The sequence below is a fragment of the Caballeronia sordidicola genome (assembly GCF_000729995.1).
Lineage (GTDB): Bacteria > Pseudomonadota > Gammaproteobacteria > Burkholderiales > Burkholderiaceae > Caballeronia > Caballeronia sordidicola_A.
Genome location: NZ_JNFG01000004.1, coordinates 166,615 through 181,781, shown reverse-complemented (window position 1 = coordinate 181,781; position 15,167 = coordinate 166,615). Strand labels below are relative to the sequence as shown.

The window sequence follows — 15,167 nt, the reverse complement described above, 5'->3', positions numbered from 1 at the left end:
CACTGCTCCTTGTGTTCCTGTGTTTTCTGCAAGCGGCGCGTTACGCCGCGTATCTATTCCGCTGCTATCCGAATTCTGTTGGCGTCGATTAAACGCGCTGCGTGCGTTCACCCATTGAACTGAGCCGCGCCATCACGCGCCGGGTCATTTCCGCCAGCGGCGCGATCTCGCTGACGCCGCCGGTTGCAATAGCCTCGCGCGGCATGCCGAACACCACGCAGCTCGCTTCGTCCTGCGCGAAGGTGTACGCGCCGGCTTGCTGCATCTCCAGCATGCCCTGCGCGCCGTCGCGGCCCATGCCGGTCAGGATCACGCCGAGCGCGTTCTTGCCGGCGTTCTGCGCAGCGGATCGGAACAGCACATCGACTGAAGGACGGTGGCGGTTGACCGGCGGGGCATCGGAGAGATGCGCCACATAGTTCGCACCACTGCGCACGAGCACCAGGTGAGCGTCGCCGGGTGCGATGTACGCATGACCCGGCAGCACACGTTCGCCGTGCTCCGCTTCCTTCACCGCGATCCGGCACAGGCCATTAAGACGTTGTGCAAATGACTTCGTGAAGCCCGGCGGCATGTGCTGCGCGATCATCACGCCGGGCGCGTCGGGCGGCAGGGGCACCAGCAGTTCCCGGATCGCTTCGGTGCCGCCTGTCGATGCCCCGACAATGATCAGCTTCTCCGTACTCACCAGCGGATTGTTCAGATTCGGCGTGGGTTTCGTGGCCGCTGCCGCGCCGCTGGCGCCAGGCGCCGTATGCACGACGTGAGGCGTCTGCCGCACCCGTGCGCGGGCGGCTGCGCGAATTTTATCGGCGAGTTTTTCTGCATATTCGAGCATGCCGTCGCGAATACCTACGCGCGGTTTCGTCACGAAATCCACCGCGCCGAGTTCCAGCGCGCGCAGCGTGATTTCCGATCCGCGCTCCGTCAGCGACGACACCATCACCACCGGCATTGGCCGAAGCCGCATCAGCTTTTCGAGGAAATCGAGGCCGTCCATGCGCGGCATTTCGACGTCGAGCGTCAGGACGTCGGGGTTGTGCTGCTTGATGAGATCACGCGCGACCAGCGGATCAGGCGCAGTTGCGCACACGTGCATGTCGGGTTGCGAGTTGATGATCTCGGTCATCAGGCTGCGCACCAGCGCCGAGTCATCGACGCACAGCACGCTAATTTTCGGTTCCGTGCTCCGGGCCGTTGTCATGCTTCCTCCGCCGTCTTGGTGCGGACGGTTCGCTGCAGGCCGGCTGCGGCACCGAATAATTCGATGCGGGGTTTATCGGTAATGTTGGCTTTGGGCCGGCTGAACATCTCGACGCGCGCACGTGCCTTCGCGAGCCGTTCGCTGCGTGCTTCGGGTGTTTGCCGCGCGAGCGCCTGCTCGCGTTCGACCACGCTCGGATCTTGTTGCGTGATGAGTTTCTTGACCATGGCCTGGCCGGTGCGCGGCATGAACGCGACCTTGCGCGGATACATGCCTTGCAGGTCCTCGGCCACGATACGAATCTTTTCCAGCGCGAGATATCGGCGCACGAACTCCGAATTGCGATCGCCGATGTTAATCGTCGTCATGCCCGCCAGCACCGCGCCGCCGCCGAACACTTTCGCTTCGAAGCGCTCGCGCCGGCCGCCGCGCTTGATCATCTCGTTGATCAGCACTTCCATTGCATAGGCGCCGTAACGCATGGAATCCGAGCTCGATTGCGACGCGTCGGAACCGTCGTCGGGGAGCATGAAATGGTTCATTCCGCCAATGCCCGCCGAGCGATCGTGAATGCATGCCGCCACGCATGAACCGAGCACCGTGACGAGCACCATGTCTTCGCTCGTCATGTAGAACTCGTTCGGCAACAGCTTCACGCCCGGGAGCTTGAAATGGTTGTCGAAGTAAAGATTCGATGCGATCGGCAAGCCACTCATGCGAGCTCCCCGGCGAGCGTCTTGCCCGCTTTCTTCGCCGCGGCCAGTGCCGCAGCCGCCGCAGCAGCATCACGCGACAACCCGTACACGGTCTGGCCGCGCAGCTTGAATGCCTGCGTCACATACGTGAAGTTTTCCGAGTGCCCGGCGAACAGCAAACCGCCGGACTTCATCAGCGGCTCGAAGCGCGCGAGCACTTGCGCTTGCGTGGGTTTATCGAAGTAGATCATCACGTTGCGGCAGAAGATCGCGTCGAACTGGCCGGGCAGCGCGTACTTCGCGTCCGTGAGGTTCAGTTGCTCGAACTTCACCAGCGCGCGCACTTCCGGGCGGATCTTCACCATGCCGGCATGCGCGCCCGTGCCCTTCAGGAAAAACCGCTTCAGGCGGTCGGCCCCAAGGGTCTTCACCGAATCGAGCGAATAGACGCCCGCGTCGGCCTTCTGCAAGACCTGGCTGTCTATGTCCGTCGCAATCACCGTGCAATGACGCGCGCCGGCGTCGCCAAGCGTTTCCATCAGCGTCATGGCGATGGAATACGGCTCTTCCCCCGTCGATGCCGCCGAGCACCACACCGAGAACGGCTGCGGACGGCCTTTCGCGAACGTGGCGAGAATCGGGAAATGATGCGATTCGCGGAAGAACGCAGTCAGGTTCGTGGTCAGCGCGTTGGTGAACGCTTCCCACTCGTCGCTATCCGGCTGCGCTTCGAGACGATCGAGATACAGGCGGAACGTATCGATATTGCAGGCGCGCAGACGTCGCGCGAGACGGCTGTACGCCATGTCGCGTTTATGCTCGGACAGCGAAATCCCGGCGCGCCGGTGAATCAGGTCGCGAATGCGGCCGAAATCGGCGCTGGTGAATTCGAAGTCGCGTTCCACTTCCGAACCGGTTCGGGTCCGGTCGCGGGGTGAATCGACGGGTGGGCGCGTTGCCATCATCTAGCCTTTGTTCTGCTGGAACGTGCATCGGCGGCGGCCCGGTACGGGTCTCCGGTCGGATTCCCATGGGGCGTTGCACCGCGTCTCTTCGACAACCACACGGCCCGGCGCGCTTCATTGAAATGCTCGTCAAGGAGCGCGATTCGATGGGCCTGCATGCTTGTCTGACACTGCCTTAAAAAGTTTCCCAGTCGCCGGACGCGGCCGCTGCGAGCTTCGCTGCGGGCGCTTTCGCAACCGGTGTTGCCGGTGCCGAAGCGGCCGGAGCCGGTGAGGCACTAAGCTTATTAACGGCGCGATTGGCCGCGACGTTAGGCCGTGCTGCAACTTTAATCGCGGGGTTTGCGTTGGTATGCGCACGGGCGACAACCTTCGGTTCGAGTCGCGCGCGCGGGTCGCTGGAAGGCGCGTCGCTGCTGACTTGCCAATGGCCGACCACGTCCTTCAGCTTGCGTGTCTGCTCTTCAAGCGACGCCGCTGCGGCCGCCGCCTGTTCAACCAGCGCCGCGTTCTGCTGCGTGACTTCGTCCATCTGCCCAACGGCGCGGCTCACCTGTTCAATGCCTTGCGACTGCTCGTCCGACGCGGCGCTGATCTCGCCCATGATGTCGGTGACACGGCGCACGGCCTGCACGATTTCGTCCATCGTCTCGCCGGCGCGCGCGACCAGCACGGAGCCGCTTTCCACCTTCGCGGTGGAGTCGCCGATCAGCGACTTGATCTCTTTCGCCGCTGCCGCGCTGCGTTGCGCCAGACTGCGCACTTCGCCTGCAACGACGGCGAAACCACGCCCTTCCTCTCCTGCCCGCGCCGCTTCCACGGCCGCGTTCAGCGCGAGAATATTGGTCTGGAACGCGATGCCTTCAATCACACCGATGATGTCGACCACCTTGCTCGAACTCGATGAAATCGCGCTCATGGTGTCCACGACCTGCTCCACCACCTGACCGCCGCGCGACGCAATATCGGACGCGTTGACGGCCAGTTGCGAAGCCTGGCGCGCGTTCTCGGCGTTCTGCTTCACAGTGCTCGTGAGCTGCTCCATGCTCGACGCCGTTTCCTGCAGCGACGCCGCTTGCTCTTCCGTACGTTGCGAGAGATCCGTGTTGCCGCTCGCAATCTCGCGCGCGCCGACATCGATAGATTCCGCACCGTGATGCACCGATCCCACCATCGTGGTCAGGTTCGTTCGCATCCGCTCGATACCGGCAAACAACCGGCCGATCTCGTTGGTCTTGTCCGTATGCGCCGACTTCGTCAGATCGCCTTTGGCGATGCGCTCGAAGTGATCGACTGCATCGTTGATCGGCTGCACGATCATCCCGCCCAGCGCGACACGCGTGGCGATCAGCGTGAGCACGGCCAGCACCATCACGCCAATGATCACCTCGATCAGCAGCGCAATGTTCGCCCCCGCGTCCGCACGCAACTGCTCGGCGTGCTTCTGGGTCAAGTCGGCCGTGACAGCCGTCGCCGCGTCGAGCGCGATGAACATCGGGCTGATCTTGGTGTCCGCAATCGCGTGGTACGCCGCCATGTCGCCGGTGCGCATCGCCGCGAACTCGGGTTCGACGCCGTCATGCATCAACGCGTCGCGTTTCGTCACGATGTCGTCCAGCGTGGCTTGCGGCAACATCGGCTTGGGCGTCGACAAGAACAGCTTCCAGCTCTCGTTCGATTTATCGAGCAGGAACTGCCCGCGCTCGAGCACCTTCTTGGCTTCGTCGGCGTTGTTCGCTTCCGTCAGCCCGCGCACGCGGTCGAGCGCCACGCGTGAGCGCAGCAGGTTCGACGACGCGTCGTTGAGTGCGCGCATGGACACCATGTCGCTGTCCGCCAGCAAGGAAAGCGAATTGCCGGCCGAGCGCAAGCCGTTGAGCGACAACGCGCTCACCACTGCCGCAAAGCCGACGAACAGCAGGCCCACGAGCGTCAGCGTGGTACGAATCGACCAGTTCTTAAGCATGTCTTCTTCCCGACCAACGTATTGGTAACCAACTATGTGAAGACTCAGGCGGGCACGGCGACGGAGTCGATCAACTCCATCTCCTTGCTCGTCATCAACTTTTCGATGTCCATCAGGATCAGCATCCGGCCATCGACGGTACCGAGACCCGTCAGGTATTCGGTCGTGAGCGTGGCGCCGAATTCCGGCGCCGGCATAACTTGATCGGCTTGCAGCGTGAGCACGTCGGACACGCCGTCGACCACCATGCCGACCACGCGATGCGCGACGTTCAGGATGATCACGACGGTCTGGTTGTCATACTCCACGCGACCGAGATTGAACTTGATGCGCATGTCGACGATCGGCACGATGATGCCGCGCAAGTTGATCACGCCCTTGATGAACGCCGGCGCGTTCGCGATGCGCGTGACGTTGTCGTAGCCGCGAATTTCCTGCACTTTCAGGATATCGATGCCGTACTCTTCCGCGCCCAGCGTGAAGACGAGGAATTCCTGTCCTGCCGCTTCGGCCTGGCTGACACGTTGGACGTCACGGCGTTGTACCGCCGAAGTAATCGATTGGATGTCTGCTGCCACGTTAGCCTCCAAAAATTGGTTGGGTGTTCCGACTATCTGTTTAATGCGTCAGCGCGCCATGCGCCGAGCGGTTTTCACGATTCAGCGCCGCGACGTCGACGATCAGTGCGACGCGGCCGTCGCCCAGGATGGTCGCGGCGGAAATGCCGTGCACCTTGCGGTAATTCGTTTCCAGGTTCTTCACCACCACTTGCTGCTGACCGACCAGTTCATCGATCAGCATGGCAAAACGGCGTCCTTCCGACTGGATGATCGTGATGATTCCCTGCGTGGGTTCAGTGCGCGCATCGGTCACTTCAAAGACCTGGTGCAGTGCGACCAGCGGCAGGTACTCGCCGCGAACGCGGACCACGCGCTCGCCGCCGGCAACCGTGTAGATATCGTCGGCAACGGGTTGCAGCGACTCCATCACGAAGTTCAGCGGCAGGATGAAGATCTCTGCGCCGACCTTGACCGACATGCCGTCCAGAATCGCCAGCGTCAGCGGCAATACGATCTTCGTGGTCGTACCCTTGCCTTCACGCGACTGGATCTCGACATGGCCGCCCATCGCCTGGATGTTGCGTTTCACCACGTCCATGCCCACGCCGCGGCCGGAGATGTCCGTGACCTGCTCGGCGGTGGAAAAACCCGGCATGAAGATCAGTTGCCAGACTTCGTCGTCGGACATTTGCTCGCTGACCTGCATGCCTTGCTTCATCGCCTTCGCAAGAATCTTGTCGCGGCGCAAGCCCGCGCCGTCGTCGCTGACTTCGATCACGATGTTGCCGCCGTGATGCGCCGCCGACAGCACCAGCTGCCCCGCCGTCGCTTTACCCGCCGCACGCCGTGCTTCCACGGTTTCGATGCCATGGTCGAGCGAGTTGCGCACGAGGTGCGTCAACGGGTCGATGATTCGTTCAATCAAGCTCTTGTCCAGCTCCGTCGCCTGTCCGAACGTGACGAGTTCGACTTCCTTGCCGAGCTTTCCGGCCAAGTCGCGCACGAGGCGCGGGAAACGGCTGAAGACGTAGTCCATCGGCATCATGCGGATGGACATCACCGCTTCCTGCAGGTCGCGCGCATTGCGTTCGAGCTGCGCCATGCCATTGAAGAGGCGGTCGTGCAAGGCGGGATCGAAGGTGCTCGTGGTTTCGGCGAGCATGGCCTGCGTGATCACCAGTTCGCCGACGAGGTTGATCAGCTGATCGACCTTCTCCACACCCACGCGGATAGAGCTGCCTTCCGCGGCAGCCGGCGCGGCAGCCGCGCGCGTCTTCTTGTCGCCTTCCGGCGCCTTCGGCGCTTCGGACGGTTCTGCAACCACTGGGCTTGCGGATATCTTGGCGCGGGACTCGGCGGCAGCAGCAGAGACTGCCGCCGGTTCCGTCTTCTCAGGTGCGGGTGCTTTTGCTGCCACCTCGTCTAGATCTTCCTGCTCTGCAGCAGCTTGCGACCCACTAGCAGGCGCCGCATCCGCTGCATTGCCGCGGCTCACCGCGATCTGCGCTTCATCGATCACGAAACAGCACACGGCGACGATATCGTCGGAGGACACATCCGAGTCGAGCCACAACGTCAAATCATTGCCCGACTTCAATTCCCCGACGACAGTACCCAGGTTTCCAAGCTCCTCAGTCAGCAGAGCCTGGTCCTTCTCTCCCACCCCCCGTAGCGTAATTTTCAGGTGAGGACCCTCTTGCCCGGCGCCTTCGGCACCTTGGCTTGCATCCGGTGCAGCCGGAAATTCAGCCCATTCGCCGTCTTCCTCGACCGCCTCGTTCGCTTGCTCGACGACATGCGGCGGCGGTTCGTTCGGACCGAGCGCCAGCGCGACTTGCGCGAGATCCTGCGCGATCGCGGCGGCTTCCGTGAACGACGGCTGCGGCTGCGCAACGCCTGCCGCGGCGACGGCAGCGTCAGCCGGATCGTGGTCCCGCAAGTGCTCAAGCTTCGCGCAGATCGCCTTCGCGGCCGCTGCGTCCGGCTCAGCACTGGCGCGATACGCGCCGAGCTGATCCGACAGCACGTCTTTCGTCTCGAGGAACATATCGATCATGTCGCGACGCAGGACCAGCTCGTTATTGCGCGCCCGATCGAGCAACGACTCGAGGATGTGCGTGGTCTCGGTCAGCGCCGAAAAACCGAACGTGGCCGCGCCGCCCTTGATCGAATGCGCCGCGCGGAAGATCGCCCCGAGATCTTCGGGATCGGGGTTCGCCAGATCCAGCGCGAGCAGCAACTGCTCCATGTCCGCGAGCAGCTCGTCGGCTTCGTCGAAGAATGTTTGATAGAACTGCGTAATGTCGAGTGTCATGCCTGGGTCACCACGGGATGCCTTGTCTGTCGTCGCTATGCGCGTCGTAAAAGCTGATGTTTTCTTCGTGCCTGATACTTGATGCAAGAACGGTTTGCTTCAGTGCGGGTGTTCCGCTCCCGACAACGTGGCGACCAGTTCGGTCAGCATGTCGGGGTCGAACGGCTTTTCGAGCCAGCCCGTCGCGCCCACTGCGCGCGCGGCGGCTTTGAAGGGCTCGCCCGACTCGGTCGTCAGCACGAGGATCGGCGTATTCGCATACGCACGATGTCCGCGCAATTTCCCGATCAGCTCCAGGCCGCTCATTGCCGGCATGTTCTGGTCGGTGATCACGAGATCGAACTGTTCCGCGAGCGCCGCTTCGTACGCTTCCGCGCCATCTAAAGCCACCACCACGCGATACCCTGCCGCGACAAACGTCGCCGAGAGGATTTGCCGCATGGCAGCCGAGTCGTCGACAGCCAGAATGTTCTTGATCATGATATTTGCAGCCCTCTGTCCGATGTTCTTGTCGTGCTCTGGCGCTCTCTTGAGCGTGTTTCCCGATGCAGCCGTCATGGCGCTGGCTTGGCCGGCAAGGCCGGCGCCAGCGAGCCGAAGTTGGGCTTGAGCTCGCCCACGCCGCCCGCGTTGCTGGTAATCGTGGTCGCCGGCTGGTCCTCGCGCGTCATGGCCTCTTCCGACTTGTGGTTCAACACAAGGATGCTGATGCGCCGGTTCTCGGGATCGAAAGCATCCTGCTTGTTCAGGTTCTGCGTCGATGCAAGTCCAAGCACCCGCAATACCTTCGACTCGTCCATACCGCCCGAGATCAGCTCGCGCCGCGAAGCGTTCGCGCGGTCCGCAGACAACTCCCAGTTGCTGTAACCCTTTTCACCGCCCGCGTATTGCGTGGCGTCGGTGTGCCCCTGCACCACGATCCGGTTCGGTACGTCGTTGAGCGCCTTGCCGATCTCGCGCAGGATGTCGCGCATGTAGGGCTCGACGTTATTGCTTGCGAGCGCGAACATCGGGCGCTTCTGGGTATCGACAATCTCGATGCGCAAACCCTGTTGCGTCGAATCAATCCGGATCTGCTGCCTGAACTGGCGCAACACCGGGTTTGCTTCAATCGCGGCCATCAGCTTCACCTGCAGGTCGTGCAGGCGAGCCAGGTCGCGCCGCTCGAGTTCACCTTGCGCCGCTCTCAACGTCTGTTCGTCGAGCCGCTGCACGCGCCGCGTACCGTCGCTCATGCGGGTCGTGCCCGGCTCGGGGCTTGAAATATCGCGCCCGCCGCCATTGATGATGCTGGAGTCCATGCCGCTACCCTGCCCGCCCATGATCGCGTTCTTCAGCGGCATGTTGAAATACTCGGCAATCCCCTGGCGCTGCACCGGCGACACCGCGCTCAGCAGCCACATCAGCAGGAAAAACGCCATCATTGCCGTCATGAAGTCGGCGTACGCCAGCTTCCAGGCACCACCGTGATGCGATTTCTTGTTCGATACAACGCGCTTGATGAAAATCGGACGATCTTTGTTGGTCGGCATGGCGGGCTCGGGGCGCTCGGTCGCTGAAGGCGGTTACTTCGCCTTCACGCGGCGCACGTGTTCTTCCAGTTCGGAGAACGACGGACGCTCGGTGGAGAAGAGCACTTTGCGGCCGAACTCCACCGCGATAGCCGGCGCGTAGCCGTTCAGGCTCGCCAGGATCGTCACCTTGATGCACTGGAACATCTTCGTCGACTCCGCCACGCGCTGTTCCGCGACGCTCGCGAGCGGGCCGATCAATCCATAGGAAAGCAGGATGCCGAGGAACGTCCCGACCAGCGCCTGGGCGATCATCTCGCCAAGGATCGCCGGCGGCTGGTCGGCCGACGCCATGGTGTGAACCACGCCCATCACGGCCGCGACAATACCGAACGCCGGCATTGCATCGCCTACTTTGTGCAGCGCCTGCGCCGGGCCTTCGCCTTCCGCGTGATGCGTCTCGATCTCCTCGTCCATGAGGCTTTCGATCTCGAACGCGTTCATGTTGCCGCCGACCATCAGGCGCAAATAATCAGTAAGGAATTCGACGATGTGGTGATCCGCCAGGATCTTCGGGTACTGGCCGAAGATCGGGCTTTTGGACGGATCGTCGATGTCGGACTCCAGCGTCAGCGTGCCTTCCTTGCGTGCTTTTGCGAGCAGCACATAGAGCAGCGCCATCAGCTCCATGTACACGTCCTTGTTGTACTTCGAGCCCTTGAAGAGCGTCGGGATCACGCGCAGCGTGGACTTGATCGTCTTCATGCCGTTGCCGAGGATGAACGCGCCCACGCCGGCGCCGGCGATCATCAGGATTTCAACGGGCTGGACCAATGCGCCAAGATGACCGCCTTCCAGCGCATAACCGCCGAAAACGGACAACAGCGTCACTAATGTTCCGATGAAAATCAGCACAATCGAACCCTCTTGGTTGCATCGGCGAAACCGCCGTTAAGTGGTTTACGGCAAGTGGCGGGAAAACTTTGAAGGGAAATAGCGGATGGGGGCAGCGGGTTGGGGACCGCGCAGCGTCTTGATTGGCGGTGCATTCACGCCTCTAAGGCAGTCGGCTGGCGAGCCGGTTCGGCCGCCTTGCCACGCTGTCGGGGTTCGCGTCACCAAGAAACCCGGGCAAAGATGCCGATTCGAAGCTTACGAATCGGTACCAAGTTGTAAGCAAGCTTTTGCGCTTTGAGATCGGACGAATCGATTTTCGAGCCGCCTGAGCTAACCGTCTGACTAACGGCAGACCCGGACAAATCTTTATGCGACGAGCATTTATTTTCCCAGGCAAGCGCTGAGACCAGTGCAGGCGAGGCATGACTAGCCTGCCTGCGCCGTGGCACACGCTTTGCTGTGATTGGCTTCCTGGGCAACGCATCTTGCGCCGCGCAATTTGATGACGAAGGCGCAATCGCTTGCCAAATAAGGACGTCGGCAATTCGCCAAGCCTTGTAACGGCCGGTGTTTCGGCCTGTAACAAGGTTAAGCGTTTGAAAAATGACTCGTTGATGCACAGGGTCATCCCGATAATGAGTCGTAAGGGATAACCCGATTCATCCGGGTCCTATTTTCAGGGGGCGGCAGCTTTGGCGCTGGCCCGTCTGCCAAGGCTTTACCGGTTTTCGTTGTTTTTGTTCCGAAGACTGCGCGTCGAAGCCCTCACGAACAGGAGAGTCACGTTATGCGTATCGCACAAATTGCACCGTTGCACGAAGCAGTCCCCCCGAAGTTCTACGGCGGCACTGAGCGCGTCGTCTCGTATCTGACAGACGCACTGGTTGATCTCGGCCACGATGTGACGCTATTCGCAAGCGGCGACTCGCAAACCAAGGCGAAACTGGAAGCCGCCTGGCCGCGCGCGTTGCGCCTGGATCCGTCCATCCGCGACTGGAATGCGCCGCATGCGCTTCTGCTTGAGAATGTCCGCCGCCGGGCTCATGAGTTTGACGTGCTGCACTTTCACCTCGACTACATGCCGTTCTCGATTTTCTCGCAAATGGACACGCCGTTTCTGACCACGCTTCATGGCCGGTTGGATCTTCCGGAACTGCAACCTGTGTTCAGCGCGTTTCCTGATGCGTCGGTTGTATCGATCTCGGATTCGCAGCGCGTGCCGCTTCCGCAGGCTGGATGGCTCAACACGATCTATCACGGACTGCCGGAAAAGTTGCTGACGCCGCAAACGCACAAGAAGCCGGAATATCTTGCGTTCCTGGGTCGTATCTGTCCCGAAAAGCGCGCCGATCTCGCCATCAAGATCGCTGCTCAAAGTGGTCTTCCGCTGAAGATTGCCGCCAAGGTAGACAAGGTCGACCAGGAATACTTCAAGACAGTGATCGAGCCGCTTCTGGCTGAGTCGAAAGCCAGTGTGGAATTCGTCGGCGAGATCAACGAGCAGCAAAAGCCGGAGTTCCTGTCGGGCGCCAAGGCGTTGCTGTTCCCGATCGACTGGTCGGAGCCGTTCGGTCTGGTAATGATTGAGGCGATGGCGTGCGGTACGCCGGTAATCGCATTCAATCGTGGTTCGGTGCCGGAAGTAATCGACCACGGCGTGACGGGCTTCATTTGCGAAGACGTGCAAGGCGCGGTCGGAGCACTTCAACGCCTGGACGAGCTCTCACGTACCGAAATTCGCGCGCAGTTCGAACGTCGCTTTAGTGCAAAGACCATGGCGCTGAATTACGTCGAAAGCTATACCGCGTTGTTGCAAGCCGCCAATCGTCCGGTATTGCGCCGGGTGGCGATCGGCTAATCTTCGGCTAAGTTATTCAGCTGCCGGGAGACCGGGCGCCGCTACGAATTGCTCGGGAATTGCTTGGATTTGCGGCGTCGACTCGATTGGAAACGACGGTGACCGACGGTCGCGTCGTTCACCCAACGTTTTATTGCAAGGCAAAAAAAAATCCGCCCTTTCGGGCGGATTTTTTTCGTTGTCGTTGATGACGAGATTTTGTTTTACTTTTGTCTGCACTATTCGACGCACTCACCACGCACTTTTAAGAATGCGCCTGACTAATCAGGAAGCGCTCGCGGTTCTTTCCTGCAATCCATTTCGGCGGTTTGCCGCGGCCGCTCCAGGTGCTGCCCGACTTGGGGTCCTGATAGATCGGCGGCAGCGGCTCCTTCTTGGGAGGCCGACCTCGCCGGACGACTGTTAGTCCCAGATCCTGGGCTGTGAGCCCATACTCTACGATCTTGCGCCTGATATCCGCCAGTACTGCTTCCAGTTCTGCGCGGCGCGCCTCCTCCGCCTGTTCCTGAAGCTTGGCGATCTGCGCCTTGAGCTCGGTGTATTGCGACATTTCCCAATCCTTTCTAATAGCCCGCGATTATTGAGAAGCGTAACGGCATCGATTAAAAGATGCAACGTTTGAACATGCAATTGCAAAAAGTCCTAATGCGAATGAGAAGAGTCTTGAAACTATAGGGCATTCCTAATGAGAGTTCCGTTAGTTCCTGATGATTTAACAATTGTTGACAACTAGTCCCGGGACTCGGATTACACTGCTTACCCGCCGCAGTGATCCGTACAAATACTCATGGTCACAAGCGTCGGAATTGTTTCGGTTTTTTATATATTTTTAGGAATACGAATCATGCGATTAGGACAGCGCCTCGGCGCAGAAATGTTTGGTACGTTCTGGCTCGTGCTGGGCGGCTGCGGCAGCGCAGTGCTGGCCGCGGGTTACCCTCAACTTGGTATCGGCTTCGCGGGCGTTGCGCTTGCGTTCGGCCTGACTGTTCTCACCATGGCCTACGCCATCGGCCACATTTCCGGTTGCCACCTGAACCCGGCGGTGAGCGTCGGTTTGACGGTCGCAGGACGCTTCCCGGTCCGCGACCTGGTTCCGTACATTGCGGCCCAAGTCGTGGGTGGCGTAATCGGCGCGTACGTGTTGTCGGTGATCGCCAGCGGCGCGCCGGGCTTCGACCTGGTTGCCAGCGGCTTTGCCACCAATGGTTACGGCGATCACTCGCCGGGTCATTACACAATGATCGCAGCGCTCGTGTGTGAAGTCGTGATGACGTTCTTCTTCCTGTTCGTGATCCTGGGCGCCACCGACAGCCGCGCACCTGCCGGGTTTGCGCCAATCGCTATTGGCCTGTGCCTGACGCTGATCCACCTGATCTCGATTCCGGTCACGAATACGTCGGTGAACCCGGCGCGTTCTACAGGCCCGGCGTTGTTCGTGGGCGGTGCGGCACTGGAACAGCTGTGGCTGTTCTGGGTGGCTCCTATCATTGGCGCCATCATCGCGGGTGTGGTTTATCCGTTGCTGACCGGTGCGAAGAACCGGGCGCTTGCTGCAGCGTAAATAAAAAACGGTGAAAACCGATAAAAAAACGGGCGCTTAGCGCCCGTTTTTTTATTACGTAATTCGTTTTTATCGCGTCGATATGACGGTGCAATATGAATAATCCGCGACAAATGTAATGGCGGCTTACGCCCTGCGAGGCTTTTAAACGTCAATTTACTTATATAAGGCTGCGGAATTGTCCGACACACGATACCTGACGGGGCTTTACGGGTATTTACTCCGCGGACAAACCCTGACTTTTAACTTTCGCAGCACTTTCATCTGCTAACAACTCGTCGATACTCGTAAAACAGCCATTGCGTAGATTGGAGTCATCCGACACGCGTCGCCCTATAAGGAGAACACCATGAAGCGCATCGTCACTCATTTGCTGGTTGCCACCGGTCTCGTGATAGGTACTATTGGCGCCGCGCAAGCTCACACGGATCTTTCTATTGGGCTGTCGCTAGGCGTGCCTGGATATGTGCAACCCGCGCCGGTATACGTCCAACCCGCGCCGTACTATCGCGCTCCGCCGCCCGTCTGGGGACATCGCGACGATCGCTGGGGTGGACCGGATCGCGGACGTTGGAACCGTACCGGTTGCGATCACAGTGACCACGGTTACGAGGTCGGGAATCGTCGCGGATAAGCGGCGCGACGTGTAGAAGTTTGCCAAGCGTTGTTCGAGCAAAGGGAGCGGCTGATCGAGGTGCTCCCTTTCTTGTTACGGGTTTAGGCTACCCCTGCGATGCTGGCCGACCCTGCGTTTAGTTACGGTCTCGCCTGCTCCCGGCGCGTGTAGCCTTTGCTTTATTCGTCAGCGCGAGCCGGCGCGGCGAGCTCATCCGTCATGCCGAACAACGCCCGCAATTGATGCGCAACGCCGGCCTCGAAGTTGTTGCCGGTCCGCGGGACATTCGGCAGCCGTTTTATCAGCGCCGGATTTGCGTTGTTCATCATGAACGGCCGGCCCGCAGTTTCGAGCAGATCGATGTCGTTCATGTTGTCGCCAAAAGCGACACAATGCGCAGTGTCAATATCCAACCGGTCCAGCACGAACTGCAACGCCCGCCCCTTCGAGACGTCAGACGTCATTACTTCGAGACAATCCGGCATCGAATAAGTGACGTAGATGGAATCGCCGAATTCACGTTCGAGATTCGCCGCAGTCACCTTGAGATCGTCCGGCTCACCGATATACAGCACCTTCGCAATGTTCTCGCCGTCGTGCTCCCGCAGGTCCATCACGTCGTAGTCAAAGCCCGAATCCTGATGGAACGCCAGCAATTCGGGCGCGTGACGGTCGATCAGCCAGGCGTCGTCGGCAAAGAGATTCACGATCACGCGCTCGCTTCCCGCCAGATCAGGTTGGGCAAGACGGCGCACTACCGCCGGAGCGAGGTCGCGGGCGTAAATGCGCTCGTTATCCGGCGCGTGAATGCGCGCGCCATTCGATGTAATCAGATAAGCGTCAATGCCGAGCACTTTCCGAATCCCGACCACATCGCGATAATGCCGCCCCGTCGCGATGATGAAACGCACACCGCGCGCCTCCAGTTCGCGGACCGTTTCGACGGTGAACGGGTCGACCTGATGGTCGCTGTTGAGCAAGGTGCCGTCGAGATCGGTAGCGATAATGGAGTACATG

At 60.5% G+C, this 15,167-nt stretch carries 14 protein-coding genes; 3 read left to right on the top strand and 11 right to left on the bottom strand.

Going from position 1 to position 15,167, the window contains the following annotated elements; translation table 11 throughout:
* Positions 1 to 88 precede the first annotated feature (88 nt).
* From FH08_RS0104095 to motA, 9 genes are all read right to left on the bottom strand, one after another.
* A complete protein-coding gene (locus FH08_RS0104095; RefSeq protein ID WP_031357099.1) occupies positions 89 to 1,204 on the bottom strand; it encodes a protein-glutamate methylesterase/protein-glutamine glutaminase in 1,116 nt (371 codons plus the stop codon).
* Positions 1,201 to 1,920: a chemoreceptor glutamine deamidase CheD gene (cheD, locus tag FH08_RS0104090; protein WP_031357098.1), complete on the bottom strand. Its 720-nt coding sequence runs from the start codon at positions 1,918 to 1,920 to the stop codon at positions 1,201 to 1,203. The genes FH08_RS0104095 and cheD overlap by 4 nt, the downstream gene beginning before the upstream one ends.
* The gene (locus tag FH08_RS0104085; RefSeq protein ID WP_051887717.1) at positions 1,917 to 2,864 is read right to left on the bottom strand and encodes a CheR family methyltransferase; all 948 of its coding nucleotides are present in this window, start codon (positions 2,862 to 2,864) and stop codon (positions 1,917 to 1,919) included. The genes cheD and FH08_RS0104085 overlap by 4 nt, the downstream gene beginning before the upstream one ends.
* A 175-nt stretch (positions 2,865 to 3,039) precedes the next feature.
* Complete coding sequence (locus tag FH08_RS0104080) at positions 3,040 to 4,830, bottom strand: methyl-accepting chemotaxis protein (RefSeq protein ID WP_031357096.1); 1,791 nt, start codon at positions 4,828 to 4,830, stop codon at positions 3,040 to 3,042.
* A 44-nt stretch (positions 4,831 to 4,874) separates the two neighbouring features.
* Positions 4,875 to 5,408, bottom strand: a complete 534-nt coding sequence (cheW, locus tag FH08_RS0104075) for a chemotaxis protein CheW (RefSeq protein ID WP_031357095.1) — start codon at positions 5,406 to 5,408, stop codon at positions 4,875 to 4,877.
* 40 nt (positions 5,409 to 5,448) lie between these two features.
* Complete coding sequence (gene cheA / locus FH08_RS0104070) at positions 5,449 to 7,704, bottom strand: chemotaxis protein CheA (RefSeq protein WP_031357094.1); 2,256 nt, start codon at positions 7,702 to 7,704, stop codon at positions 5,449 to 5,451.
* A gap of 99 nt (positions 7,705 to 7,803) precedes the next feature.
* Positions 7,804 to 8,184 (bottom strand): response regulator, encoded by a 381-nt coding sequence (locus FH08_RS0104065; RefSeq protein WP_031357093.1) that lies wholly within the window; start codon positions 8,182 to 8,184, stop codon positions 7,804 to 7,806.
* Between the two features lie 74 nt (positions 8,185 to 8,258).
* Complete coding sequence (motB, locus tag FH08_RS0104060; RefSeq protein ID WP_031357092.1) at positions 8,259 to 9,236, bottom strand: flagellar motor protein MotB; 978 nt, start codon at positions 9,234 to 9,236, stop codon at positions 8,259 to 8,261.
* A gap of 33 nt (positions 9,237 to 9,269) precedes the next feature.
* Positions 9,270 to 10,130, bottom strand: a complete 861-nt coding sequence (motA, locus tag FH08_RS0104055) for a flagellar motor stator protein MotA (protein WP_031357091.1) — start codon at positions 10,128 to 10,130, stop codon at positions 9,270 to 9,272.
* Between the two features lie 769 nt (positions 10,131 to 10,899).
* Between motA and FH08_RS0104050 the strand changes: the two genes are divergently transcribed.
* Entirely contained in the window at positions 10,900 to 11,970 is a 1,071-nt protein-coding gene (locus tag FH08_RS0104050) for a glycosyltransferase family 4 protein (protein ID WP_031357090.1), read from the top strand.
* Between the two features lie 244 nt (positions 11,971 to 12,214).
* Here FH08_RS0104050 and FH08_RS0104040 read toward each other — a convergent pair whose 3' ends face one another.
* On the bottom strand, positions 12,215 to 12,520 hold the full coding sequence (locus FH08_RS0104040; RefSeq protein ID WP_031357088.1) for an H-NS family nucleoid-associated regulatory protein: 306 nt from the start codon (positions 12,518 to 12,520) through the stop codon (positions 12,215 to 12,217).
* Positions 12,521 to 12,814: 294 nt separating this feature from the next.
* Here FH08_RS0104040 and aqpZ point away from each other — a divergent pair, with 294 nt between their 5' ends.
* Positions 12,815 to 13,534 carry an aquaporin Z gene (gene aqpZ / locus FH08_RS0104035; RefSeq protein ID WP_031357087.1) on the top strand — a complete coding sequence of 240 codons (720 nt, stop codon included), beginning with the start codon at positions 12,815 to 12,817 and terminating at the stop codon, positions 13,532 to 13,534.
* Positions 13,535 to 13,883: 349 nt separating this feature from the next.
* On the top strand, positions 13,884 to 14,168 hold the full coding sequence (locus FH08_RS0104030; protein WP_031357086.1) for a hypothetical protein: 285 nt from the start codon (positions 13,884 to 13,886) through the stop codon (positions 14,166 to 14,168).
* Positions 14,169 to 14,329: 161 nt separating this feature from the next.
* On the opposite strand, the gene FH08_RS0104025 is transcribed toward FH08_RS0104030, so the two are convergent.
* The gene (locus FH08_RS0104025) at positions 14,330 to 15,166 is read right to left on the bottom strand and encodes a Cof-type HAD-IIB family hydrolase (RefSeq protein WP_031357085.1); all 837 of its coding nucleotides are present in this window, start codon (positions 15,164 to 15,166) and stop codon (positions 14,330 to 14,332) included.
* Position 15,167 lies beyond the last annotated feature (1 nt).

Coding starts and splice junctions, on each gene's coding strand:
- FH08_RS0104095 (WP_031357099.1), bottom strand. CDS start 1,204: ATGACAACGGCCCGGAGCACGGAACCGAAAATTAGCGTGCTGTGCGTC.
- cheD (WP_031357098.1), bottom strand. CDS start 1,920: ATGAGTGGCTTGCCGATCGCATCGAATCTTTACTTCGACAACCATTTC.
- FH08_RS0104085 (WP_051887717.1), bottom strand. CDS start 2,864: ATGATGGCAACGCGCCCACCCGTCGATTCACCCCGCGACCGGACCCGA.
- FH08_RS0104080 (WP_031357096.1), bottom strand. CDS start 4,830: ATGCTTAAGAACTGGTCGATTCGTACCACGCTGACGCTCGTGGGCCTG.
- cheA (WP_031357094.1), bottom strand. CDS start 7,704: ATGACACTCGACATTACGCAGTTCTATCAAACATTCTTCGACGAAGCC.
- FH08_RS0104065 (WP_031357093.1), bottom strand. CDS start 8,184: ATGATCAAGAACATTCTGGCTGTCGACGACTCGGCTGCCATGCGGCAA.
- motB (WP_031357092.1), bottom strand. CDS start 9,236: ATGCCGACCAACAAAGATCGTCCGATTTTCATCAAGCGCGTTGTATCG.
- FH08_RS0104050 (WP_031357090.1), top strand. CDS start 10,900: ATGCGTATCGCACAAATTGCACCGTTGCACGAAGCAGTCCCCCCGAAG.
- FH08_RS0104040 (WP_031357088.1), bottom strand. CDS start 12,520: ATGTCGCAATACACCGAGCTCAAGGCGCAGATCGCCAAGCTTCAGGAA.
- aqpZ (WP_031357087.1), top strand. CDS start 12,815: ATGCGATTAGGACAGCGCCTCGGCGCAGAAATGTTTGGTACGTTCTGG.
- FH08_RS0104030 (WP_031357086.1), top strand. CDS start 13,884: ATGAAGCGCATCGTCACTCATTTGCTGGTTGCCACCGGTCTCGTGATA.
- FH08_RS0104025 (WP_031357085.1), bottom strand. CDS start 15,166: ATGTACTCCATTATCGCTACCGATCTCGACGGCACCTTGCTCAACAGC.